Source organism: Psychromonas sp., assembly GCF_047632955.1.
Classification (GTDB): Bacteria; Pseudomonadota; Gammaproteobacteria; order Enterobacterales; family Psychromonadaceae; genus Psychromonas.
The window spans coordinates 1-24,580 of record NZ_JBLIED010000015.1; the positions used below are offsets into that span (position 1 = coordinate 1).

General features: G+C 41.0%; 24 protein-coding genes. 10 read left to right on the top strand and 14 right to left on the bottom strand.

From position 1 onward, the window contains the following. From cmk to ACJAZP_RS10740, 13 genes are all read right to left on the bottom strand, one after another. Positions 1-623, bottom strand: a 623-nt coding sequence (gene cmk / locus ACJAZP_RS10680) for a (d)CMP kinase (RefSeq protein WP_415230727.1), incomplete at its 3' end; no start/stop codon positions are given. Positions 624-723: 100 nt separating this feature from the next. Continuing rightward, complete coding sequence (locus ACJAZP_RS10685; RefSeq protein WP_415230728.1) at positions 724-1,494, bottom strand: VacJ family lipoprotein; 771 nt, start codon at positions 1,492-1,494, stop codon at positions 724-726. Positions 1,495-1,600: 106 nt separating this feature from the next. Next, a complete protein-coding gene (ccmI, locus tag ACJAZP_RS10690; RefSeq protein WP_415230729.1) occupies positions 1,601-2,911 on the bottom strand; it encodes a c-type cytochrome biogenesis protein CcmI in 1,311 nt (436 codons plus the stop codon). Next, the gene (locus ACJAZP_RS10695) at positions 2,911-3,441 is read right to left on the bottom strand and encodes a cytochrome c-type biogenesis protein (RefSeq protein WP_415230730.1); all 531 of its coding nucleotides are present in this window, start codon (positions 3,439-3,441) and stop codon (positions 2,911-2,913) included. The genes ccmI and ACJAZP_RS10695 overlap by 1 nt, the downstream gene beginning before the upstream one ends. 3 nt (positions 3,442-3,444) lie before the next feature. Next, a complete protein-coding gene (locus tag ACJAZP_RS10700) occupies positions 3,445-3,981 on the bottom strand; it encodes a DsbE family thiol:disulfide interchange protein (RefSeq protein ID WP_415230731.1) in 537 nt (178 codons plus the stop codon). A 2-nt stretch (positions 3,982-3,983) separates the two neighbouring features. Continuing rightward, positions 3,984-5,945 carry a heme lyase CcmF/NrfE family subunit gene (locus ACJAZP_RS10705; RefSeq protein ID WP_415230732.1) on the bottom strand — a complete coding sequence of 654 codons (1,962 nt, stop codon included), beginning with the start codon at positions 5,943-5,945 and terminating at the stop codon, positions 3,984-3,986. 15 nt (positions 5,946-5,960) lie between these two features. Beyond that, positions 5,961-6,428, bottom strand: coding sequence for a cytochrome c maturation protein CcmE (gene ccmE, locus ACJAZP_RS10710; RefSeq protein ID WP_415230733.1), 468 nt, complete (start codon positions 6,426-6,428; stop codon positions 5,961-5,963). Next, positions 6,425-6,631 (bottom strand): heme exporter protein CcmD, encoded by a 207-nt coding sequence (gene ccmD / locus ACJAZP_RS10715; RefSeq protein ID WP_415230734.1) that lies wholly within the window; start codon positions 6,629-6,631, stop codon positions 6,425-6,427. The genes ccmE and ccmD overlap by 4 nt, the downstream gene beginning before the upstream one ends. A gap of 1 nt (position 6,632) precedes the next feature. Further along, positions 6,633-7,391 (bottom strand): heme ABC transporter permease, encoded by a 759-nt coding sequence (locus ACJAZP_RS10720; RefSeq protein ID WP_415230735.1) that lies wholly within the window; start codon positions 7,389-7,391, stop codon positions 6,633-6,635. A gap of 56 nt (positions 7,392-7,447) precedes the next feature. Then, on the bottom strand, positions 7,448-8,140 hold the full coding sequence (gene ccmB, locus ACJAZP_RS10725; RefSeq protein ID WP_415230736.1) for a heme exporter protein CcmB: 693 nt from the start codon (positions 8,138-8,140) through the stop codon (positions 7,448-7,450). Further along, positions 8,133-8,768: a cytochrome c biogenesis heme-transporting ATPase CcmA gene (gene ccmA / locus ACJAZP_RS10730; RefSeq protein WP_415230737.1), complete on the bottom strand. Its 636-nt coding sequence runs from the start codon at positions 8,766-8,768 to the stop codon at positions 8,133-8,135. The genes ccmB and ccmA overlap by 8 nt, the downstream gene beginning before the upstream one ends. A 232-nt stretch (positions 8,769-9,000) precedes the next feature. Continuing rightward, the gene (locus ACJAZP_RS10735) at positions 9,001-10,221 is read right to left on the bottom strand and encodes an ammonium transporter (RefSeq protein ID WP_415230738.1); all 1,221 of its coding nucleotides are present in this window, start codon (positions 10,219-10,221) and stop codon (positions 9,001-9,003) included. Positions 10,222-10,256: 35 nt separating this feature from the next. Beyond that, a complete protein-coding gene (locus tag ACJAZP_RS10740; protein WP_415230739.1) occupies positions 10,257-10,595 on the bottom strand; it encodes a P-II family nitrogen regulator in 339 nt (112 codons plus the stop codon). 395 nt (positions 10,596-10,990) lie between these two features. Between ACJAZP_RS10740 and ACJAZP_RS10745 the strand changes: the two genes are divergently transcribed. The 5 genes from ACJAZP_RS10745 (at position 10,991) to ACJAZP_RS10765 (ending at position 15,311) form a co-directional block, all read left to right on the top strand. Then, entirely contained in the window at positions 10,991-12,166 is a 1,176-nt protein-coding gene (locus tag ACJAZP_RS10745) for a serine hydrolase (protein ID WP_415230740.1), read from the top strand. 108 nt (positions 12,167-12,274) lie between these two features. Next, positions 12,275-12,544, top strand: a complete 270-nt coding sequence (gene ybeD / locus ACJAZP_RS10750; RefSeq protein WP_415230741.1) for a DUF493 family protein YbeD — start codon at positions 12,275-12,277, stop codon at positions 12,542-12,544. Between the two features lie 16 nt (positions 12,545-12,560). Beyond that, positions 12,561-13,211 (top strand): lipoyl(octanoyl) transferase LipB, encoded by a 651-nt coding sequence (gene lipB, locus ACJAZP_RS10755; RefSeq protein ID WP_415230742.1) that lies wholly within the window; start codon positions 12,561-12,563, stop codon positions 13,209-13,211. Beyond that, a complete protein-coding gene (lipA, locus tag ACJAZP_RS10760; RefSeq protein WP_415230743.1) occupies positions 13,204-14,172 on the top strand; it encodes a lipoyl synthase in 969 nt (322 codons plus the stop codon). Before lipB ends, lipA begins: the two co-directional genes overlap by 8 nt. A 185-nt stretch (positions 14,173-14,357) precedes the next feature. Continuing rightward, positions 14,358-15,311 carry a 1-aminocyclopropane-1-carboxylate deaminase/D-cysteine desulfhydrase gene (locus ACJAZP_RS10765; protein WP_415230811.1) on the top strand — a complete coding sequence of 318 codons (954 nt, stop codon included), beginning with the start codon at positions 14,358-14,360 and terminating at the stop codon, positions 15,309-15,311. 22 nt (positions 15,312-15,333) lie between these two features. On the opposite strand, the gene ACJAZP_RS10770 is transcribed toward ACJAZP_RS10765, so the two are convergent. Next, entirely contained in the window at positions 15,334-17,259 is a 1,926-nt protein-coding gene (locus ACJAZP_RS10770) for an EAL domain-containing protein (protein ID WP_415230744.1), read from the bottom strand. A 133-nt stretch (positions 17,260-17,392) separates the two neighbouring features. Here ACJAZP_RS10770 and rsmC point away from each other — a divergent pair, with 133 nt between their 5' ends. The 5 genes from rsmC to srmB all read left to right on the top strand — a co-directional run bounded on the left by rsmC (position 17,393) and on the right by srmB (position 24,528). After that, positions 17,393-18,445, top strand: coding sequence for a 16S rRNA (guanine(1207)-N(2))-methyltransferase RsmC (rsmC, locus tag ACJAZP_RS10775; RefSeq protein WP_415230745.1), 1,053 nt, complete (start codon positions 17,393-17,395; stop codon positions 18,443-18,445). A 116-nt stretch (positions 18,446-18,561) separates the two neighbouring features. Next, entirely contained in the window at positions 18,562-19,791 is a 1,230-nt protein-coding gene (gene glgC / locus ACJAZP_RS10780; RefSeq protein WP_415230746.1) for a glucose-1-phosphate adenylyltransferase, read from the top strand. Between the two features lie 72 nt (positions 19,792-19,863). Beyond that, the gene (gene glgC / locus ACJAZP_RS10785) at positions 19,864-21,093 is read left to right on the top strand and encodes a glucose-1-phosphate adenylyltransferase (protein ID WP_415230747.1); all 1,230 of its coding nucleotides are present in this window, start codon (positions 19,864-19,866) and stop codon (positions 21,091-21,093) included. Positions 21,094-21,529: 436 nt separating this feature from the next. Beyond that, a complete protein-coding gene (glgA, locus tag ACJAZP_RS10790) occupies positions 21,530-22,999 on the top strand; it encodes a glycogen synthase GlgA (RefSeq protein ID WP_415230748.1) in 1,470 nt (489 codons plus the stop codon). Between the two features lie 167 nt (positions 23,000-23,166). Continuing rightward, positions 23,167-24,528, top strand: coding sequence for an ATP-dependent RNA helicase SrmB (gene srmB, locus ACJAZP_RS10795; protein WP_415230749.1), 1,362 nt, complete (start codon positions 23,167-23,169; stop codon positions 24,526-24,528). Positions 24,529-24,580: the final 52 nt, after the last annotated feature.

Consider the following 24,580-nt stretch of genomic DNA (forward strand, 5'->3'; position numbering starts at 1 on the left):
ATAGTTAATGAGGTTGAATCGATCACCAAAGCATCTTCTGCGGGTTTTAAAGGCGCAACAGGACGATTTCGGTCTCGAAAATCACGTTCTTTGATTTCGCTTAAAATTTGCGCGATACTAACATCAAAGCCTTTATCTTGCAACTGATTAAAACGCCGTAAAGCACGCTCCTCTGCGCTCGCATCAAGGAATATTTTAACCGGTGCCTCGGGAAATACCACGGTGCCCATGTCTCGTCCGTCGGCAATCAAACCAGGTGCCTGGTAAAAGGCTTTTTGGCGGGCTAATAAAGCATCACGAACAATTTGCAATGCAGCAATCTGAGAGGCTGCCTGGGCGACGGTTTCGGTTCTTAATTTATCACCGACATTCTCACCGGCCAATAATGTATCAACCCCGAGACCATTAGATTGAAAAGAAACATTCAGATTTAAGGCCAAATCCGCCAAACTTTTTTGATCATCCAAACTTATATTATTTTGTAATGCGGCAAAAGCTAAAATTCTATACAGGGCCCCGCTATCAAGCAGATGCCAATTTAGTTTTGCTGCGATGATATGGCATACGGTGCCTTTTCCTGAGCCGCTTGGGCCATCAATAGTGACCAAATTAATGTTAGACACATAAACTCCTAGAGTCGTTTAAAATAATATTTAAAAGTGGTTATTTTGATTACTGATAATCACCGCATTAATAATGCAATCTTCCTTAAGACAATAAGAATCAATCTATCTCATCCATAAAATCATCGAGGTTTTGCTCTGTTTGTTTCTTATCTTGTGTGTTTTTATTTATAAACTTCTCAGGATCTGTGCTGTTAGAGTAAAACTGAAAGGCTTCATACTGGATGTAGGCTTCTTTAACAAATAGATAGGGATCCAGCGATTGCTCAAGAAGCGCCTCCTGCCCTAGCAAGCTCTCGCGTGCGCCCAAACCATCAAGCCCGTATACTGTGACAGTTTGCCAAAGACTCATGTAACTGCTTGGGAAATATAAACTATCAACCACCTGCCCGACCAATTTCCGGGTGCTGCGAGGTCCGATCACCGGTACCATTAAATACGGACCATTTGGAACCGACCATCTTCCAAGGACATTACCAAAGCTTTCTCGGCGTCGTTCAATACCGATTGAACTGCCTACATCCAGCAACCCGAAGATGCCAAAAGTAGAATTCAGAGTAAACCTCATTAATGCATTAAATGAATGCTTAAACTCAAGTTCAAGTAAATTATTTAGCGCAGTTGATGGTTCTTCAAGATTTAATACAAAATTATTAATTGCCTTACGTCCACCCGTTGGCACCCAATCAACGTAACTTTGTGTTACCGGCCGGTATATAAAAGTGTCCAGCACCTTATAGTTAAAATCCCAAACAAGACGGTTAACAGGTTCAATGGGATCACTCATCTGGTATTGACTATCGCCATTAACGGTTTGGGCAAAGGATACATTTGAAAACAGCAAAAAAACAAATAAAAATAGTTTTGGCATATTGGAATACTCATTTTTTATATAGAGACTAAATTTATAGCAGGGAAACAGCAGCATGCAAAGTCGCTAAAGACGCAGAAATAGGCATCTTTAGCTGCTTGGAACCTTATTTTACAAGCTCAGAAACATTGACTTTGATATTCGGTTTTTGCCCTGCAGCAATTGCAGCACTTTGTCCCTGCCACTGCCCGGCACTATTACTTGCATTACCATCGACTGAAATACGCGCTTTAATAATGAAATTAGGGAAATCACTGAGTTTTACACCTTCAATCATGGAATTAGCATCGGAGAACTCAATGCTTGCAGGAAAACCAGGCAGTTTGATTTTGAGCGCGGCAATCGGCATTGGCGGACCACCAACGGCTTGGGCATAAACAAATAAAAAGCCGTTTTTTGGCACGATAACATTATCAGCAACAGAAATATCAACCCGATAAGTCACGCCAATGGCAGCAGGTAACGTTTCAATACGGCTATCGGGATTGGTCACTGAGGCAGAGTCATTATCGATAACGCTGTCACTATTATTTGCTGTTTTCGCCTCTTTCATTTGCTGCTTTGCGTAGCTAATACTGTCACGCAATGTGCCAGCCTGCTGCGAATTATCATCAATCAAGGTTAACATTTTTTCCCAACGTTGGATGGCAGTTGCATAATCCTGCTTTTCAAGTGCCATGAATGCGAACATAGACCATGCTTCCAGCTCATTGGGATATTCTTTTATCAGCTCGGTTAATAAATATTCGGCTTGATTTTGTAAAGCCGGATCGCCGGTCTGCATTTTCAACTGGATATAAACAAGGCGAATATTAAGTGATTTAGGATTCAACAAATAGGCTTTTTTAATCGCATCTAAAGCGACCTCACCTTCCTTAAATACCATTGCCAGGCGGCTATACAATAACCAGCCATCGGCATCATTAGGGTTTTGGCTCAGTTGAGTGCGCAAACCTAATTTTAAATCACGTAAATCTTGTTCACTGGGGCGGCTCTCCTGATCATTGAAAAGTTTGTTTTGCAAATCCGGGTAGCGCTCCATGACCGATTGCCATTGCTCAACTTGCTGATAGGCACCCACCGAGCTGTATAGTCCATAACTGCCAAAAATCAAAATGAGGACAGCCGGCAACCATAACATTTTACTTTTTTTGTAATCCGCAGGCGTCTCTTTATCGATCACATCATCGAGCAGATTATGTTGTAACTCAGTGCGTAAGGTTTCTTTATCAACAATAAGATCCTGTGCTTCATCACTTTCAAGCTCGGTTAAACGAATCTCATATAATGCGCGATTTAATTGATTACGGCGGTCCCCCTGCTGGCGATTTGTATAGCTGCGTATAAAGGGGAGCGTGAGCAGAACACTGGCGATGATCACAAGTAAAATACTGGCCAACCAAAACTGTATAATCATTACTTATTACCCTTTTTATCTGAGGATTTTTTACCACCAAGAATTTTTTTCAATCTTTTTTCCTCATCAGGATCCAAATCATCCTGCTGTGTTTTCTGTCGTTTTACCTGAGTATATAAAAAATAAAACCCACCCAAAACAAATAACAAGGGGCCAAGCCACAGGAAAATAGTCGCAGGTGTCATTGGTGGATCGTAACGTACAAAGTTACCAAAACGGGCAACCATATAGTCAACAACTTGATCCTCACTTTTACCTTCTTTCACCAGTTGATAGGTTTTATTGCGTAAATCTTTGGCAAGCTGTGCATTGGAATCGGCAATATTCTGATTCTGACATTTAGGGCAACGTAACTTTTTTGTTAACTCGTGAAAAGTCTGCTCTTGTTGTGCGTTATCAAATTCAAAAGTATCAATCGCACTAAAAGCCAATGAGCTAAAAAAAAACATCAGACAAAACAGATAACAGCTGGTATTAACCCTTTTAAAACGGCTATTTTGAAAATCCAGATGTAATGAAGTTAATTGCATCGGTTACTCCATATTATCAAAGATGGCAGATAATTTATCTTGCCAAATACGGGCATTTAAATCGCCGACATGACGATACTGGATGATCCCTTTGCTATCAATAAAGAAGGTTTCAGGTGCACCATAAACGCCTAAATCAAGCCCCAGCATACCGTCTTTATCAAACAGACTGATTGCATAGGGATCGTGCAGATCCGTTAACCACTTAATCGCTTTAATACGATTGTCTTTGTAGTTCATACCTACAATATACATGCCCTGCCCGGCTAACGTATTTAAAAATTTATGCTCGGCATAACAGGTTGGGCACCAGGTGGCCCAGACATTCAGTAATAATTTTCGGCCTTTAAAAATAGAAGCATGGTATTGATTTTCCGGGTCATAAATATCCTGCAGGGTAAACTCCGGAACAGTTTGACCGATTAAAGCGGAATCAAGTTTGCGAGGATCAGAATACAGCCCTTTAAAGAGGAAATAACAAGCAATCAAAAAGATCACTAAAGGAATTGAAAGAGTCAGTATTTTCCTGCTATTAGCCATCTTCAGATAATCTCCGCTGTTGATTTAGAAACTTTTTTTACCCGGTAGCGGCGATCAAAGATCATCAAAATACCAGCAAATGCCATCATCACCGGACCAAACCAGATCCAGCGTATGAAAGGTTTATAATAAATACGAACAGCCCAGGCACCGTCGGGTAATACTTCGCCCATGGCGATATACAGATCACGGGTGAAGCCCGGATCAATGGCGGCTTCGGTCATCGGCATTCTCTGCACCGTGTAAATTCTTTTTTCAGGCTGCATGATGGCGATGCTTTTCTGGTCGTGTTTAACCGTAAATTTCCCGGCAATGCCGCTGTAGTTTTTGCCCTTGAGCTCATTGACCGCATCAAAATGAAAGTCGTAACGTTCAAAGCTGACACTTTCTCCGATGCTTAATTTAACATCTCGTTCAATAGAGAAATTTTGGGTCATAGTGATACCTATCACCATCACCGCAAGTCCGGCATGGCCGACGGTCATTGCCCAATGACTGTTGCCTAATTTGCGTATTCCTGTCCACAGACTAAAACGGTGTGTCGAACGCAGGTAAATTTCCACCGCCGTTCCGGCCAATATCCACATACCAAGAAACACGCCTAATAGTGCAAGCCAGGTAAAATGGGATGCAAAAGCCAAGAGAAAGACTAGCGTCAGCAAAGTACTGATAGCTAATAAGCTCACCATCGGTTTAAACAAATCGCTTAAATTCTGACGTTGCCAGCGCACTAAAGAGCCAACCCCCAAAAACAGGGCAAAGGGCACAATCAAAACCGTAAACATACGGTTAAAGAAGGGTTCACCAATGGAAATACTGCCTAAGCCCATCTCTTTATGGACAAGCGGTAACAGGGTACCGAGTAAAACCACAATTAACGCTGCGATTAATAAAATATTATTAGTGAGCAACATGGTTTCACGGGAGATGAAACTATAACGACCGCGACTTTTTACCTTTGATGCCTGTACCGCATAAAGTAATAAAGAGCCCCCAATCACTAGAATCAGGAAGGTTAAGATAAACAGGCCACGAGCAGGATCATTGGCAAAGGCGTGCACCGAAACCAACACCCCCGAGCGCACCAAAAAAGTGCCCAGCAAGCTTAAGGAAAAGGCGCTGATAGCAAGTAAAACAGTCCAGGATTTAAACACCGCGCGTTTTTCACTAACCGCTAATGAATGGATCAAAGCCGTACCGGCAAGCCAGGGCATAAAAGAAGCATTTTCAACGGGATCCCAAAACCACCATCCGCCCCAACCCAATTCGTAATAAGCCCACCAGCTTCCCAATGCGATACCTAAGGTTAAAAAGGTCCAGGCAGCCATCGTCCAGGGACGCGACCATTTAGCCCAGGCACTGTCTAAACGCCCTTCCATTAATGCGGCAATGGCAAAAGCAAAAGCCACTGAAAAACCAACATACCCCATATACAGGATTGGCGGATGAAAAATCAGACCAATATCCTGTAGTAGCGGGTTAAGATCCCGGCCATCAACGGGGAAAAAAGGCAGAGTACGTAAAAAAGGATTAGAGGTTAATAAAACAAACAAATAAAAACCAAATGATAATAAACCTAAGACCGCTAACACTCGAGCAACGGACTCAACAGGTAAGCGTTTACTCATCAACGCAACCGCTGTGCTCCAGATTGACAATAAGAACACCCATAACAGTAAGGAGCCTTCATGTGCGCCCCAAACAGCAGATAAGCGGTAATACCAGGGCATAGCCGAGTTAGAATTGGTGGCAATATAAGCCACCGTAAAATCATTCACAAGAAACAGATAAGCTAGAATAACAAATGATAATGTTACAAAAACAAATTGTAAAATGGTGAAAATTTTAGCGGATTCAATGGCACTTTGCTGTCGAGAATATATCCCGTAAAGTGGATAAACAGTTTGTAATAATGAAAGCATACAGGCTATTGCAAGCGCAAATTGACCAATTTCAGGTAACATGAAATGTCCTTATAGTTATTTGTTATTGGCTTTTAAATGGTCCATGCCGACCAGCGCCTCTGCAACTTCAGGAGGCATATATTCTTCGTCATGTTTAGCGAGCACTTCAAAGGCGTTAATTTGCGTGGCATTAAGCAATTCACCCTGTGCGACAATACCCTGCCCTTCACGGAACAGATCCGGTAAAATACCATCAAAAAAGACAGTCACAATACCACCACCATTATCCACTAAATCAAAGCTAACCTTTAAACTCTCTGAATTCCGCTCTACTGATCCCACTACGACCATGCCGCCAATGCGCAAGCGTTGTCCGACTTCAGGTTTTATACCGGTTTCGTTTTTACCTTGAATTATTTCCGTCGGCGTATAAAAAAGATCGATATTTTGCTGCAAAGCAAACAGTACCAGCCCCACTGCCAGTGATAAGGCAACCCCCAATAATGAGGTGATTAACAAACGTTTTTTACGTCTCGGATTCATAACGTTCCTTCCATATTTTGTGCTTTTTTTATACGCTCTTCACGTGCAATACGCTGATTAACAGCTTCTAATATTTTTTTTCTTGTTGTCAGGGTATTGATGATTAAAACAAGCAGTCCTAAAAAAGAGATACCGTAAGCCAGCCATACATAAAAACCGTAGCCTCCCATTGCAAAAAAATCTGCCAATGAATTAAATGCCATTTTAATTTTTCTCCGTCATCTTCGTATTATTTAACACTAATTGCCTTACCCAGGGGCGATGACTTTCACGTGTTAAAATTTCGTTGCGAAAGCGCATCAAAGTTAACGCCCCTAATAAAGTCGCAAAAGCGGCAATCATAATCAATAATGGCCATAACATTTCCACCGCCATTGATGGCTTGTCAAATTTACTGATAGTTGCCCCCTGATGCAAGGTATTCCACCAAACTACAGAGTAATGAATAATGGGTAAGTTAATCACGCCCACTAAGGTTAAAATTGAAGCGGCTCTGCCGGCTAATAATTTATCAGAAAAGGCATTATACAAGGCAATAATACCTAAATATACAAACAGTAAGATCAGCTCAGAGGTCAAACGTGCATCCCAAACCCACCATGCCCCCCACATAGGTTTTCCCCATGCAGCGCCGGTAAACAGGGCGATAAAAGTAAATACGGCGCCCACGGGAGCCATTGCCGCAACGGTCATTTCTGCGAGTCTTATTTGCCACACTAAAGCCACAAAGGCCGCAATAGCCATGCTTGAATACGCCCCCATCGCCATCATCGCGGCGGGAACATGGATATAAATGATGCGAAAACTATCACCCTGCTGGTAATCCGCGGGGGCAAATAACAATCCCCACACCAGACCAATGATAAATGTAATTATTGTTAATACAACAAACCAGGGTAATAGTTTACCGGCTAATTGATAACTTCGTTCAGGTTTTGCATAAGGATGCAGCCATTTCCACATAATCTGTCTCTATCTGTTTTTATTAATAATGAGATTCAAATAATATCTGCATCTTGTCAACTGACGCTGACACGCAATGATGCCGCAATCGCAAAAGGCGCTAAAATAATGGCGCAAATTAACATTGCCCCTAATAAAGCGAGCAGCCCCAGATAGGATTGCCCGTAGGATGCAGCGTCAATCGCCATGGTCGAAAAAATCAAAATTGGAATACTCAGCGGCAGCATGATTAAACTCAGCAGTATACCGCCTTTTCTTAAACCGACCGTCAGTGCGACACCAATCGCACCAAATAAGCTTAAAATGGGGGTACCGATCAAAAGCGTTAAAAACAATGCAAAATAGGTATCAATATCAACGGCTAAAAAAGTCGCTAAAAGAGGGGAAACCAATAAAATAGGCAATCCCGTTAATAACCAGTGGGCAAATACCTTAGCGCTGACCAGCCACGCCAGCGGAAAAGGCGACAGCATCAACTGCTCTAAGGAGCCGTCAATAAAATCATCTTTAAATAAACGCTCAAAGGACAATAAAGCCGCCAATAGCGCAGCAACCCATATAATACCCGGTGCGATACGCTGCAGCAAAGCGGGATCAGTGCCAATACCTAAGGGGAAGAGCGTCACAACGATAATGAAAAACCACACAGGATTTAAAATATCACTGCGGTGACGAAATGCACCTTGTAACTCTTTAGCAACAACCTGAAAAAAAGCGCTGAACAATGTCCTAAACAATGCCTTAAACATAGTCTTCACCGTCAGTAACCCTTAATTCAATTTTCCGCAGTAATGAACTCTCTAGCATCATATCCTGATGCGAGGTGAGCAGCACAATACCACCATTCTCGGCATGTTTTACAAATAAAGACTCCAACACCGTAATACCTGACTTATCAATGGCAGTAAAAGGCTCATCTAACACCCATAACGGGCAATTATTGAGCCATAACCGGGCTAAAGCCACCCGCCGCTGTTGCCCCGCAGAAAGCTGAGCCGTGGTCACATCTTCATAACCTGCCAAGCCCACCTGTGCTAAAACAAACCACAAATCAATGTCCTGCTTCGCTGCATGTAATTTCTGAAAAAACTGTAAATTTTCTAAAGCGGTTAACTCCGGTTTTATACCGGTTTTATGACCTAGATATAAAAGCTCCTGATAAAAAGATTCACGATCCTCATTTATCGAAGCGCCACGCCAAAAAACCTCGCCTGAATAGGCAGCAGACAAGCCTATTAACACTCGAAAAAGGCTTGTTTTACCCACGCCATTAGGTCCTTCCACCTGCACTATTTCACCCGGTTTAAGGATAAAGCTCAGATCTTTGAATAAAATACGATCCTCACGGACAACAGTAAGCATTTTGCAGTGCAGCATGGTCTTAACCTAATAAATTTAAAGATAATATACGTAAAAGAGAATCATTAAGGGGGTATTTGAATGCTAACACAGAAGATTATATGAAGTAATAAAGATGCTTGATTAATATGAGTGTGAGTTGGCTATATTCGACAATCGCTTTTAGTTGAAGCAGTTGTGCTTTAATTAAAGCCAAAAAAGCCCTGAATTATAAATAAGTCAGGGCTTTTTAAAATACTTTTTGAGTTTGTTATCTAACGGTAAACTCAGGGTAAGCTTCTACACCACAATCATGTAAATCCATACCCGTTTCTTCTTCTTCCGCTGTCACACGAATACCCATGGTGACCTTAATGATCCCCCAGACAATCCATGATGCAACAAAGACAAAACCGAAGATAACTGCTGCGCCGTATAGCTGGCTTGCAAAAGTAGCACCGTCGTTATTCAGAGGTACAATCAACAGACCAAATAAACCACATACACCATGCACCGATAAAGCACCAACCGGATCATCTAACTTTATTTTATCAAAAGCGATGATGCTGTAAACGACTATGATACCCGCAACCGCACCGATGGCAGCGGAAAAGAGTGGAGTCGGCGATAAAGGATCCGCAGTAATGGCGACTAAACCCGCTAATGCACCATTTAAAATCATGGTTAAATCAGCTTTACCCCATTTAAGTTTACTTACCAACATGGCTGCAATGGCACCGGTTGCGGCAGCGGCATTAGTATTAACAAAAATCAAACCAACCGCACTTGCATTTTCTGCATTTGACAGTGCCAATTGTGATCCACCATTAAAACCAAACCAGCCCATCCATAGGATAAGTGTACCTAATGTCGCAAGCGGCATGTTCGAACCCGGAATAGGGTGAACTGAACCGTCTTTCCCAAATTTACCTTTACGCGCCCCCAGTAAGATAACTGCAGCTAATGCAGCGGAAGCACCAGCCATATGGACAATACCAGAGCCTGCAAAGTCACTAAAACCAGCTTCTGAAAGGAAACCACCGCCCCAAGTCCAGTAACCTTCTAATGGATAAATAACCGATGTAAAAACAACGGCGAAGATTAAGAATGAAAAAAGTTTCATCCGCTCAGCAACCGCACCAGATACGACTGACATGGCCGTTGCAACGAATACCACCTGGAAGAAGAAATCTGATTCAAGAGAATGATCAGCGCCTTCTGCCTGAATACCTATCAGGCTACCAAAAGAAGGTAACCAACCACCTCCGGCATTATCAACATACATAATGTTATAACCAACCAGCAGGAACATGGTACAGGCGATAGCGTATAGGACGACGTTTTTAGTTAAAATTTCAGTGGTATTTTTAGATCGAACAAGCCCTGCTTCTAACATCGCAAAACCTGCCGCCATCCACATCACTAGCACACCTGAGATTAAAAAATAAAAGGTATCTAGTGCAAACCTAAGTTCTGTTACTGTGTTTTCCATAATAATTCCTTTTCTTAAAAATCACTTAAATTAGTTTAAAGCGCTTCTTCATCAAGCTCGCCGGTACGAATACGCACGACCTGCTCAAGGGGTTGAATAAATATTTTACCGTCACCTACTTTGCCGGTATTAGCAGCTGCAGAAATAGCTTCTATTAAGCGTTCTACGTCTTCTTTTTTGATGGCAATTTCAAGTTTAACTTTTGGTAAAAAGTCCACCTGATACTCGGCACCACGATAAAGTTCTGTATGGCCTTTTTGACGGCCAAAACCTTTTACTTCGGAAACGGTTACGCCAGCAATACCGGCATTCATAATCGCTTCTCTTACCTCATCTAATTTAAATGGTTTAATTATTGCAGTTAACATTTTCATTAGCATTTCCTTCTTAATGTAAGATAATTTCAATTAGTGGTAAAAATAAAGAGCTAACTATTTTTTCCTTTCCTAAACATAAGCAAACAACGTGCCAAAAATTAAAAACCTTAATATACAACAAGTTAACCTTGTTCATCAATGTATCCAACATCAAGTGCGCACCAAAAAGGTGCGAGCATCACACCTTTGGGCACGAGAAGAAGTAAGCGATTTACCTTGAGAGCAATCCCTTTTGCAGTTGATCAAGTTAAGTAAATTAAGGGGGGGATCTGAGAGGCTGATTTTAAACCTGCCTTTATCTGTATAAATCCTTCTTCAACCCTTAGCAAATAAAGGTTGATCTGCTATAATGCACCACTATTTTTTATTCTAATCATTCACAGGTACCTTTCATGAAAAAAATAAGCCTTCTGGTTACCGCGCTCCTTTTCAGCTTTAACCTATTTGCAAACCCGACAATAACGCCAAGCGCACCGGAAATTGGCGCAAAAGGCTACCTGCTTATTGATTTTAATTCAGGGAAAGTGCTTTCCGAAAACAATAGCGATGTCAAACTTGCTCCCGCCAGCCTTACAAAAATGATGACCAGTTATATCATTGGCCAGGAAATCAAATCCGGTAACTTATCACCTGATGATAAAGTAACCATTTCCGAAAAGGCGTGGTCAAAAAATTTCCCAGAGTCTTCTAAAATGTTTATTGAAGTGGGTAAGGAAGTGAGCGTCGCTGACTTAAACCGCGGAATTATTATACAATCCGGCAATGATGCCTGTGTGGCGATGGCCGAATATATCGCCGGCAGTGAAGGTGCCTTTGCAGATTTAATGAATTCTTGGGCAGCCCAGTTAGGAATGAATCATACCCAATTTAAAAATAGCCATGGTTTATCAGCTGAAGGTCATTACACAACTCCGCATGATATGGCTCTTTTAGCAAAAGCATTAATTAATGATGTACCTAATGAATACCTTTTATACAGTCAAAAATCATTCAAATTTAATGGTATTGATCAACCCAACCGTAACGCTTTATTATGGGATAAAAGTTTAAACGTAGATGGTATCAAAACAGGTCATACCAACGAAGCGGGTTACAGCCTGATTTCATCAGCAACCAAAGACGGCATGCGCCTTATCAGTGTGGTAATGGGCACCCATTCAAATACAGCGCGTCTAACCGAAAGTAAAAAATTACTCAACTGGGGGTTCCGCTTTTTTGAAACGCTTACTCCTTATAATGCCGGCGACCAGTTAGCTAATGAAAGAATTTGGATGGGTAGCCAGGCAATGATTCGATTAGGTGTTAAAGATGATACGCCTATTACGCTGCCACGAGGCGAAGCCAAAAATTTAACCGCTAATTTTATTATTGAAAATGAATTACGCGCACCGATCCAAAAGGGTGATGTTGTCGGTAAGGTAAACTATTCAGTTAAAGGCCAAGAAACAGATGCTGACGAACCCGTTGCCACATATGATCTGATCGCCTTAGAAACCGTAGAGGAAGGTGGTTTATTCAGTCGTATGATGGATTATGTTAAATTATTATTTATCGGTTGGTTTAGCTAATCATAATAATAAACGAACCCGCTCAGAAGAGATTCTTTGAACGGGTTTGCCATAGCGCATCACTAAAGTCGCTTTTTTGTTTATTAATATTGCCTTCTGGAGTTTAAAATGGCGTTAAATACCACCTTTGATACCCTCTTAGAGTTCCCCTGCTTATTTACCTTTAAAGTGATGGGTGTTGCTAAAGCAGAATTTATGGAACAAGTGCTTGCGGTGATCCAAGAGCACGCTCCCGGAGATTATGCGCCAACCATAAAACCCAGTTCAAAGGGCAATTATTGTGCTTTGAGCATCCCGGTGACGGTCACCAGCAAAGAACACATCGAAATGATTTACACTAAAGTGAGCGAACTTGAGCTTGTTCGTCATATTCTTTAACACTAATGGTTAGTGAATGAACACACTGGATACACAGCTGAAATTACGCTACTTAGGTAAACAAGATTACCTAAGCTCATGGCAGGCAATGAGCGACTTCACCAATCAACGTGATGAAAACACTGTCGATGAAATATGGTTAGTCGAGCACCCTGCGGTCTTTACTCAAGGCCTGGCAGGCAAAGCAGAGCACCTCTTACAACACAGTGACATTCCTGTAGTACAAAGCGATCGCGGTGGGCAAATTACCTTTCATGCTCCCGGTCAGCTGATTGTATACTTACTGATCAACCTTCGCCGCAAGGCATTTAATGTGCGCTCATTAGTCACTATTATGGAAGAAAGTATTATTAATCTTTTAGCAGATTATAATGTTATTGCAGTGGCTAAACCCGATGCACCGGGTGTTTATGTTGATGGTAAAAAAATAGCATCACTGGGACTGAAAATTCGTAAAGGCTGCTCTTTCCATGGTTTGGCATTAAATGTTGATATGGATTTATCCCCTTTTTTGCAAATTAATCCCTGCGGTTATGCGGGGCTGGAAATGACCCAATGTAAGGCTGAGGGGATCACACTTTCAGTTGACCAACTCGCACCGTTATTGATTGCAAAAATGAATCAAAAATTAGACTATTCACATATCGAGAGTTTTCACTATGAGTAATAAACCAAGTCAATTAACTGCAGGTAAAAAATTACGCGATGCCGATAAACTTTCGCATATTCCGATTAAAGTTATTCCTTCGGACAAAGCAACGCTGTTAAAAAAACCAGCCTGGATGAAAATAAAAATTTCTTCTGACAATACCCGCGTTAATGAAATAAAAGCCGCCTTACGTAAAAACAAACTTCATTCAGTGTGTGAAGAAGCCTCGTGCCCGAACCTTAACGAATGTTTCAATCACGGCACCGCAACCTTTATGATTTTAGGTGATATTTGCACGCGTCGTTGTCCTTTTTGCGATGTTGGCCATGGTAAACCGTTGGCCGTTGATGCCGATGAACCTAAAAAACTGGCTGAAACCATTAGAGATATGAAATTAAAATATGTGGTTATCACCTCGGTGGATCGCGATGATCTTCGAGATGGAGGAGCACAACATTTTGCCGATTGTATTCGTGAAATTCGCTTATTAAATCCGGTTATTAAAATCGAAATTTTAGTGCCTGATTTTAAAGGTCGTATGCAACAAGCTCTAGCCTGTTTTGAGCAGGATCTGCCCGATGTCTTTAATCATAACCTTGAAACAGCTCCGCATTTATATAAGCAGGTTCGACCCGGCGCTGATTATAAATGGTCTTTAAAACTGCTTCAGAAATTTAAAGAGAAACATCCGCATATTCCGACAAAATCAGGGTTAATGGTCGGACTGGGTGAAACCAACGAAGAAATAGAGCAAGTACTTACTGACCTTAGAGCGCATGATGTCAATATGTTAACTCTCGGACAATACCTGCAACCTAGTCTGGATCATTTAGCGGTGCAGCGTTATGTGCCACCCTCAGAATTTGATGAATTGGGCGTAAAAGCCAAAGCAATGGGATTTGATCACGCGGCCTGCGGCCCCTTAGTCCGCTCCTCGTACCATGCAGATTTACAAGCATCTGGCCAGGAAGTGAAATAAAATATTCCACGCCACCGGGAAAAGCGTATTAAATGCGCTTTTCCTGTTATATACGGCGCCCTTTTAGCACCTTGAGCATAAGACAAAAACAGATCGTCATTTATTGAGGCAAGAAAATATTGCAGCCATCACAGCATCCGTCACAAGATCAAACAAGCGCTGACTCACAGCAACTTGAAAAAACCATGCAAAACATCATTTCCCCCTCCCCATTACAGAAAATCGAACATCCCTTGTTAGATCTTTGGCAATTAACACTTTTTGTTAAAAGAGATGATCTTTTACACTCGGAAATATCCGGCAATAAATGGCGTAAATTAAAGTACAACTTATTGGAAGCGCGCAGCCAACAAGTTGATCAAATTCTTAGTTTTGGCGGTGCTTATTCAAACCATATTCATGCGCTTGCTGCTGCAGGATTTCATTTCGGCTTCAAAACAGCTGCAATAATACGCGGAGAGAGTTGTTACGCAAATAATCCCACGTTAAAGCAAGCTATAGCGTGGGGCATGGAATTGCAATTTGTGAGTCGCCTGGAATATAAACAAAAAGCACAAACTGCCTACCTGCAATCTTTGCAAAGCGCGTATCCGAACGCTTTTATTGTGCCCGAGGGGGGCAGCAACCGATTTGCCATCCGCGGAGTAATGGAAGCAATACAGGAGATTGAGCAACAAGCGCATAGACCTGTTGATCATGTCATAACGGCCACGGGAAGTGGCGGCACTTTAACGGGACTTGTTGCAGGTATAGCACAATCGCAATCACAATTAAAAACCCAAGTAACAGGTATTGCGGTATTAAAAAATGCACACTATCTTAATCAGGAAATAGCCTCATTATTACAGCAGGCCAAGGTCAACCAAAATGATAACTGGTGTTTACAAACAGAGTTTCACCATGGAGGTTATGCCAAGGTACCGGTTGAATTAAAGCATTTTTGTGAGCAGTTTAGCCGGCAAACGGGGATTCCCGTTGAACCCATTTATACTGGCAAAATGTTTTATGGCTTATTTAAACTAATCGAGCAGGGTTATTTTAACAGAGGGGAAAATATCGTTGCTCTGCACACCGGGGGTCTGCAGGGGTTGAACGGGTTAAAAGAGAGAAATCAAAAGCACCCATCAACTCAGGCCTGAGTTGAAGGTATCGCGCTATGTCTTAATCTAATTTGGACATACAAAGGGGCACAACAGGTGAAAAGAAGTCCCCCTGCCCCGCATAAATACCCAGCTTGAGAAGACATTGCCACTCCTCCTCACTTTCAACCCCGACGGCAATAATTTTAGTATGACTGTTTAAACAACTGGCCACTAAACTTTGTACGGCCACCTGGTTTGTTTTACGGAGGTGTATATTGCGTATCAAACCTGCATAGAGTTTTAAATAATCGAGGTTAAAATCGATAATATATTTAGTATTGGCGAGCTTTTTCCCGACATTATCAACTGCAATTTGACAGCCCATCTTTTGAATTGCAATCAATGCGCTACGCAGTGCGGGATAATTGTCCTGTAATAACGTTTCAGAGATTTCTATAATCAAATGATGACGCAAACGTCGGGGCAGCTGCAGGAGCTCATAGAACAGCCATTTTTGAGTGCTCTTATCGGTTATAATTTGTGCTCCCAGATTAACTGCAATAGGCTTTGCTTTTTCGCCTCTGGCGGTCATTAATATCAGGGTTTTTTCTAAAATTTGGCGATCATATTTTTGATGTAACCCGCATTTTTCTGCCATTGGCAGGAATACACCGGCACTAATGATCTGTTGCTGATGATCTTTAATACGCGGCCAGATTTCGGAATAAAGTTCGCTTACACCATCTCTTTGAAGGACCCTTTGCCGATAAAGCAACAACCTGTCTTTAGCTAATATGTTGCCAAGCAATGCGCGCCAATGAACAGTTCCTTTGTAAAAAGAGACTTGATCAGACAAATCATCGGCCATAAACCAGCCACTTACTTTTTGATGCGTCGCCACAATTAACGCACGCTTTAAATCATCGAGAAGAACTGTTTTTTTTGTTCCGTAATTAAAACTCACTACCCCAATATGGAAAAAATCATCAATTAAAAAGGGTTTTGGTAGAAATAACTGAAAGACGGATTTAGTCAACTGCTTGGCAAGCACTTCAGTTTCCTGGTAAGTCATCTGCGGAATAATTAATACAAACTGAGAGTTGCTAATACGGCCGATAAAATGATCGGGATAACGCGCTGCGAAATGGGTTAATAATTCAGCTATCTGCAATAACATTTCGTCACAAATAGTCCCACCTAGTTTATGCGCTATCGATTCTAATTCATTAAAATTAATCATTAATATGGCACTCGATAAGACATTTCGATCCTGCAGGAGGAGATCTAAAGCATTATCAAACGCCAGGCTGTTTCCTAATCCGGTGGTTTTATCTAAAAAAGCCTGTTCACGAATATATTGATCAAAAGTACTGCTAATCTCTCTACTCTGCTCTAATTGCTCGGATAAAAGATCCAACGCCTTACTCGCCGATAATGGCCATTCGCCCGATTGACTGAATCGTGCCGTGGGATTATTCTGCAATAAATGTTTCGCTCTATTTTCCAGCAGATCGGCGCCAACAAGTTGTTTTTTGATCCAAAACAGGGTGATAATCAGGATCAGAATAGTAAGTAAAACCACACTAGCTATAGCGATTAACGTCACGATTGGAAAAAATATCACAGAGTCCGATGGCAGAGTTTGCAGGATCAGCTCTATCTTCGGAGATTTTTTTAATTGGTATTCGTAGCTTATTAATAAATTATTCGAATAAAAAGGGTTATTTTCAAGCGCCTTGTTGAAAAAAACACTATCTCCATATTTTATTTGCAGGCCAACAATGTCGCTGGCATCAAGCAGATCGGGTAACCACTGCTGCAGTTGTTTTGCCGTGACCTTCTTATCAAGTTGATATTCGATAACCTTAACAATAGTGTCTATGCGCTGCTGATGGTAGCGCACGGTTAAAAATTTTAGACTGATTAATCCGCCAACCAAAATCAATGCAACACAGGTAAAAACAATCATCGCTGTTTTAAATGTAAATTTATCCGTAAATTTCATTTAACCCCTTAACTATTAAAAATGTAATTCTACTAGTGAGAAGTATACAAATAACAATATAATGCGCTTACCAATTATTATGAACTTATCAACTTACTCCGGTCTTGAGTATAGTTAAAAACAGGAATATACAATGTCACTTGCGAATAACACATTTTCAAATCCCAGCCGAGTATTGCAACGCAATGAGTCTCTTTTTATAAACAAGAATATTCTCGTTGCGGGTAACATTGATGATGAGTATCCTCTGCAGTTACAGACATTAGCCAATTCATCGACTTTTTGCTTCAGTGATTATCGTTATTATAGTGCGATAAAAGACAAATTAAAGACATCGAAGGTACACTTTACCGATAACTATCAGGGTGAAACCAAATTTGACCTGTTACTGATTTTTTTACCTAAAGCAAAGCAGGAAACCTTGTACTTATTAGCTAACCTCACCCCTCATTTACAACCGGGCGCGAGTATTATTCTAGTGGGTGAAAAAAAATGCGGCATCAAGAGCGCAGAATCATTATTAGCTTCCTATTCCAGCAGAATAAATATGATTGATTCAGCCCGTCACTGCAGTGTTCTCCATGCTCAATTAGATCAACAAGTCAAAACCTTCAAGCAGTCACAATGGATAAAAACTTATCACATAAACGTCAATAATACTGAGTTGCAGATCTGTTCTTTACCGGGTGTATTTAGCTATGGAGAATTAGATAAAGGCAGCGAGTTATTATTACAAAGCTTACCCGATAACATCGAAGGCAGAGTGCTTGATTTTGGCTGTGGCGCGGGAGTGATTGCCTGTTATATTTTAAAAAAACACCCGCAGCTTAAGGTTGATCTGGTGGATATTAGCGCCTTTGCTTTAGCCAGTGCAAAATTATCACTGCAAAGTAATCAGCTGCAAGGCAACGTCTTCCCCTCAAATGTATTTTCAGAGGTCACCGAAAAATATAACCTACTGCTTTCCAACCCGCCTTTCCATTCAGGAAAAAATACTGACTATACCGCTGCAGAAAGCTTTATCAATCAATCAACCAATCACCTCAAGTTAAACGGTAAATTATCTCTTGTGGCGAATAAATTTTTGAACTACGAACCTTTGCTTTCTAAGGCCTTTTCAAACCTAACAATAGATCAACAAAACAATAAATTTAAAGTGTTGAGTTGTATCACAAAAAATTCATAAATAATAAAAAACCGACCCGATATTGGTATACTGAAGGAAGTATAGAATTAACCTTGGAAAATTAGCCCGTTATGTACTATGCATAGCGTTCATCTTACTTTTATCTGGAGACATTTATGGCTGGAATTCTTGCTATGATTCTTGCGGGAGGAGAAGGTTCTCGCCTTTTCCCTTTAACTCAAACAAGAACAAAACCTGCGGTACCATTTGGGGGGAACTATCGTTTAGTCGATTTTGCACTGAACAACTTTGTTAACGCAGATTTAATGAAAATCTATGTATTAACGCAATTTAAATCTCAATCATTAAATATTCATTTACGAAAAGCATGGCGTTTGTCCGGTATCGGCAAGGCAAACCGTTTTATTGAAGCAATTCCTGCACAGCAACGTGTTAATAAAAACTGGTATTCAGGCACCGCTGATGCAATTTATCAAAATGCACGTTTCATAGAGAAAAATGATGCCGAGCATGTGTGTGTTTTTGGTAGTGACCATATCTATAAAATGGATGTCCAACAAATGGTTGAACATCATAAACAAAAAGGGGGCGTACTCACCGTTTCTGCCATTCGAGTTGAAAAATCACAAGCTTATCATTTTGGTATTATAGAAGTAGATGATGAAGGCCGAATGATAGGTTTTGCTGAAAAACCTGCCGTTGAAGATGCTAAAACAATTCCCGGTGATCCTGACCATGTATTAGCTTCAATGGGTAACTATATTTTCGAGTCAAAAGTATTACTGAAGGAGTTATACGAAGATGCAGCTAATAGCACATCACAACATGACTTCGGTAACGATATCATTCCAAAACTTTACCCTACCGGTAATGTTTTTGTATATCGATTGAGTGACAACTTTATTCCCGGCGAACCAGCAATGGCTTATTGGCGTGATGTAGGTACGCTCGACTCTTACTGGGAAGCCCATATGGATATGCTCAAACCTCATGCCCCCTTCTCTCTTTATAATAAAGATTGGCCTCTGCATACTTATCATCCGCCATTACCACCGGCAACTTTCCGTGATCCAGAAGGTTCGGAAACCGCAATTGCGCAATCATTGATTGGTGCGGGTTCATATATAAACGGTGCTACCATTGATAATTCTATTTTAGGATTCCGCAGTCATGTCTGCCAGGACGTCATTATTAAAGATTCAATTTTTCTGGGTAATGCAAAAATAGGTTCAGGATCGCGCCTAACCAAAGTCATTCTTGACAAAGATGTAGAAATTGCTCCGAATACTATTATCGGAGAAAACTTGGAAGAAGACCGTAAGAACTTCATTGTGTCCGATCAAGGTGTCATCGCTATCGCCAAGGGCAGTAGAATCGGTTTTTAATGATACTTTTCAGTGGGTAATAAAATTATATTACCCTGATCAATTTTTATTCTAAATAAATAGGTTTCTAAGATGGCAAAAGTTCTATCAATGATTTTAGCGGGGGGGGAAGGTTCTCGCCTTTACCCATTAACCCAATCTCGCACTAAACCTTCTGTACCCTTTGGTGGTAGTTATCGTTTAGTGGATTTCGCACTCAACAATTTTGTAAATTCAGACTTATTACGCATTTACGTATTAACCCAATTTAAATCTCAGTCACTCAACCAACATCTGAGCCAGGCGTGGGAGCTTAATAATATTACCGATACCTTTATCGATGCGATTCCAGCGCAAATGCGCATGGGCAAACATTGGTATTCAGGTACAGCCGATGCTATTTACCAAAATATTCAATTTATTGAATCCGATGAAGCTGAACTTATCTGTATTTTTGGTAGTGACCATATTTATAAAATGGATATTCGTCAAAAGATAGACTTTCATCAGGAAAAAGGTGCAGTACTGACGGTATCAGCAATCAGATTGCCTAAAGAGCAGGCTTACCACTTTGGTATTATTGAAGTCGATTCAGAAGGACGTATGATAGGTTTTGATGAAAAACCTGCAGTCAAAGATGCTAAAACTATTCCCGGTGATCCGGATCATGTATTAGCCTCTATGGGTAACTATGTTTTTGATTCTAAAGCATTGCAGGCAGAGTTAAGCCGCGATGCCGCAGTCGAAGATTCAAGCCATGACTTTGGTAAAGATATTATTCCGCATCTTTATCCGCAGGGTAAAGTGTTTGTTTACGATTTTACAACCAATACGATTCCCGGTGAAGATCATAATGCCTACTGGCGTGATGTAGGTACCATTGAGTCCTATTGGGAAGCTAATATGGATTTAATTAAATCAACACCGCTTATTTCTCTGTATAACCGAAAATGGCCAATGCATACCTACTACCCTGCACTGCCGCCGGCGAATTTTAGAAATGGGGACAATAATACATCGGTTTGTCATATCAGAAAATGTTTGATCTCAGATGGTTGTTATATTACCGGTGCATTAATTAAAAAATCTGTTTTAGGATTTAAGTGTATTGTCGGTCAAGATACTGAGATTCACGAGTCAGTAATGCTGGGTGAGTCAACAATAGGGAAAAATTGTAAAATCCTTAAAACTATCATCGATAAAGACGTTAAGATTGCAGATAATGTCCAGATAGGTGTTAATTTAGAGGAAGACAAAAGACGTTTTACCGTTTCCGACGAAGGCATAGTTGTTATCCCTAAGGGTGCAAGAATCGGCTTTTAATTTAAGCCGGGATAATTGCCGAAACTCAATAAGCAAAATACCCGGAAGCCACATTTAATTGTGGCTTCTTGCTTTTATCCCGCTGGGTTTATATTACCTAGAAATCCCCGGGTAAAAATCAAAAAAGAGCCTTTAATTACACAATAATTTGCTATTGTTAATAACAACAGTCCCCTTTTTTTATCTTAACAAAGCAGAGAGATTCGCCCCATAGGGCTAATTAGTGAATCTTTTCAGACGCGGTAAAATATGTAAAAGCAGCTGCAGACTACAGTAAATGCTTGTATTAATAATGAAATAAATAATGAAGCTAACGGGTGATTTAACCCGCACTTAGATTCAAATAATAAGCAGAAAATTAATGGATTTGATATTCAATAGTTGTGCAGATTGTTAATCTAACATGTAATGGCAAAACTGCCGAAGGAGTTCTCCATTGGAAAAAAAATTAAAAATTCTTTTTATCTCATCAGAAGTTGAAGGTTTCTCAAAGACGGGCGGATTAGCTGATGTTGCCAAGTCATTGCCCATTGAATTACGTAATCTGGGCCACCAAGTTAAAATTATCACCCCTTTCTATCGGGTTATTAATCATAGCGAAGATGCTAAGCAACTTTTTAATTTAGTACTCAAAACAGACTATTCCAGACCCGATATTCATTTTCAAGTGCAGCAGCTGGATTTGAATGGAATTCCCGTTTTAACCATAGATAATGCGCATTATTTTGACCGTAACGGATTATACGGAGAAGATAATCGCCCTTATCAGGATAATGGTGAGCGTTTTGCATTTTTCTCCTTAGCGGCTATAAAAGCGTGTGATGCGGCCGATTTTACCCCTGATATTATCCATTGTAATGATTGGCATACCGGATTGGTTCCTTATCTTCTGAAAACCCGTTTCGCAGATCATCTCCGTTTTGCCAATACCAAAACCGTATTCACCACCCATAATGCCTGTTACCAGGGGGTTTTTGACAAATCTCAATTAAATATTATTCCTGAAGTGGGTTCATGCATGGATGATCGTGTCCTGGATAATTACAGCTATATCAACTACTTGAAAGTTGGATTAACCTATAGCGATAAAATCAACACGGTCAGTCCCAACTATGCAAGCGAGCTGCTTACTCCGCTGGGCTCGCATGGCATGTCACACCTGTTTATTGCGCGTATTCAAGACTTTGAAGGCATTTTAAATGGTTGTGATTACAACGACTGGAATCCTGAAACGGATCCCTATATTCCGGCGAATTTCAGCGCAGAGGATATCAGCGGTAAAACAATCTGCAAAAAAGCCCTGCAAAAGGAAGTTGGTCTGCCGGTAAGCGATAATCCTATTTTCAGCATGGTCTGCCGAATAACGGATCAGAAAGGCTTTGGTCTGATCATTCCAATGTTAGAGCGTTTTCTTAAGCATAATGTGCAAGTTGTGATCGTCGGATCTGGCGATCCTTCCGTGACCGGCGAACTTAACGCCATTGCCGCTCACTTTCCTGATAATTTTAAGTTTATAAACGTTTACAGCGATCAACTGGCACATATGGTTGAAGCGGGCGCAGACTTCTTTTTAATGCCATCAATCTTTGAACCATGCGGTTTAAACCAATTGTACAGTTTAGCTTACGGTACGCTACCGATTGTCCGCGGTGTCGGCGGGTTAAAAGATACGGTCTTGGATTATGATCAGGATCCGGACAGTGCCAATGGTTTTGTGTTCGCAGATCCGAATGCAAATCAACTGCTTAATATACTGCGACGAGCATTATTACTTTATATTGAGCACCCCGAAGAGATGTTACGCTTGAAAACAAAAGCGATGCACTCACGCTTCTCCTGGTCGGATACCGCTAAACATTATGAGCATTTATATTACAATGCGCTGAATAAACCGCGCTTCAGATAAAAATTTTCCTGAACAAAAATCCTTAATAAAAACCAATTTTTTTGAAATTGGTTTTTTCCGTTTAAAGACAAGTTATTTAACTTTTTTGCTTTTTTTATCAATTTTGAACACTATTACAATCTTTGCTTTATAATGCCCATTATTACCTATCGGAACTGGAAACACGCATGTCTTTTGAAGCGCTTGAGCTCGACCAACATTTATTAAACGCCATTGCTAAAATGGGGCATACCCGCCCAACAAGCATTCAAACCTTAGCTATTCCGCTCGCGATGGAAGAACGTGACATTATGGCAAGTGCCCCCACCGGCACGGGTAAAACATTGGCATTTTTGCTGCCCGCAGTACAGCGTTTGATTGATTTTCCGCGTCGCAGAGGCGGCTCTGCTCGAATTTTAGTATTAACACCAACACGCGAATTGGCAATGCAAATCAGTGGTGTTGCTTCTGAGCTTGTTGCCGGAACAGATCTGGTTGTGGGTAATATTATCGGCGGCGTTTCCTACCAGGAACAGGAAGAAGTGATTACTGACAGTGTTGATATAGTGATCGCAACACCCGGGCGTTTAATGGAATATATCGATTCTGAAGCCTTTGATTGTCGGGAAGTCGAAACCCTTATTCTTGATGAAGCTGACCGCATGTTGGATATGGGCTTTATCAGTGCGATGGACAGGATTGTCGGTGAAACACGCTGGCGCAAACATACCGCCCTTTTCTCGGCAACACTGGAAGGTAAAGGTCTGAGTGAATTCTGTCGTGATATATTAAAAAATCCAGCACAATTAACGGCTGAAGTTTCGCGTCGTGAAAGTGGTAAAATTTTACAGTGGGTTCATCTTGCAGACAGCCCTGAGCATAAGCTACAGCTATTGGCGGCACTTTTACAACAGCAAGTAAAAGAAGAGGAACAGCAACAAAAAGTAATAGTGTTTGTAAAAACACGCGAGCGTTTAACCGAACTGGTCGCACAGCTTGCTGAATTACAAATCCCCTGTACCTACCTGCGTGGTGAAATGGATCAAGAAAAACGCAATCTGGCTTTAAACCAGTTCAGAGCCGGTAAAATTAATATTCTGATTGCAACCGACGTGGCCGCCCGTGGTATTGATGTCCCTGATATTACTCATGTTATTAACTATGATATGCCGCGCAGTGCCGATATTTACGTGCACCGCATCGGCCGTACTGCGCGTGGCGGTAAAAAAGGTATCGCGATTTCATTAATTGAAGCACATGACGTTGATATGCTTGCAAAAGTTGAGCGTTACACGGATCAGGTCATCAAACGCCGAGTGATTAAAACCCTGCGTCCGGCGCATAAAGAAGCACAACTCAGCCAGCGTAAAGCAAAAAACAACGTCAATAAAAAAAGTAAACATCGTGAAGAAGAGTTGAAGAAAGAGCAAAAAGCCAAGCGTCTTAAGAAAAAAGAAGATATGGGCAAACAGCGCCACCGTAATGTTAAGGCGAAAGGCAAACCCAGCTGGGCTGGAAAAGGTAAAACAGAAAAAACCACTGAAGAATAGCTATCAGTTATCAGTTATCAGTTATCAGTTATCAGTTATCAACTGACGGCTG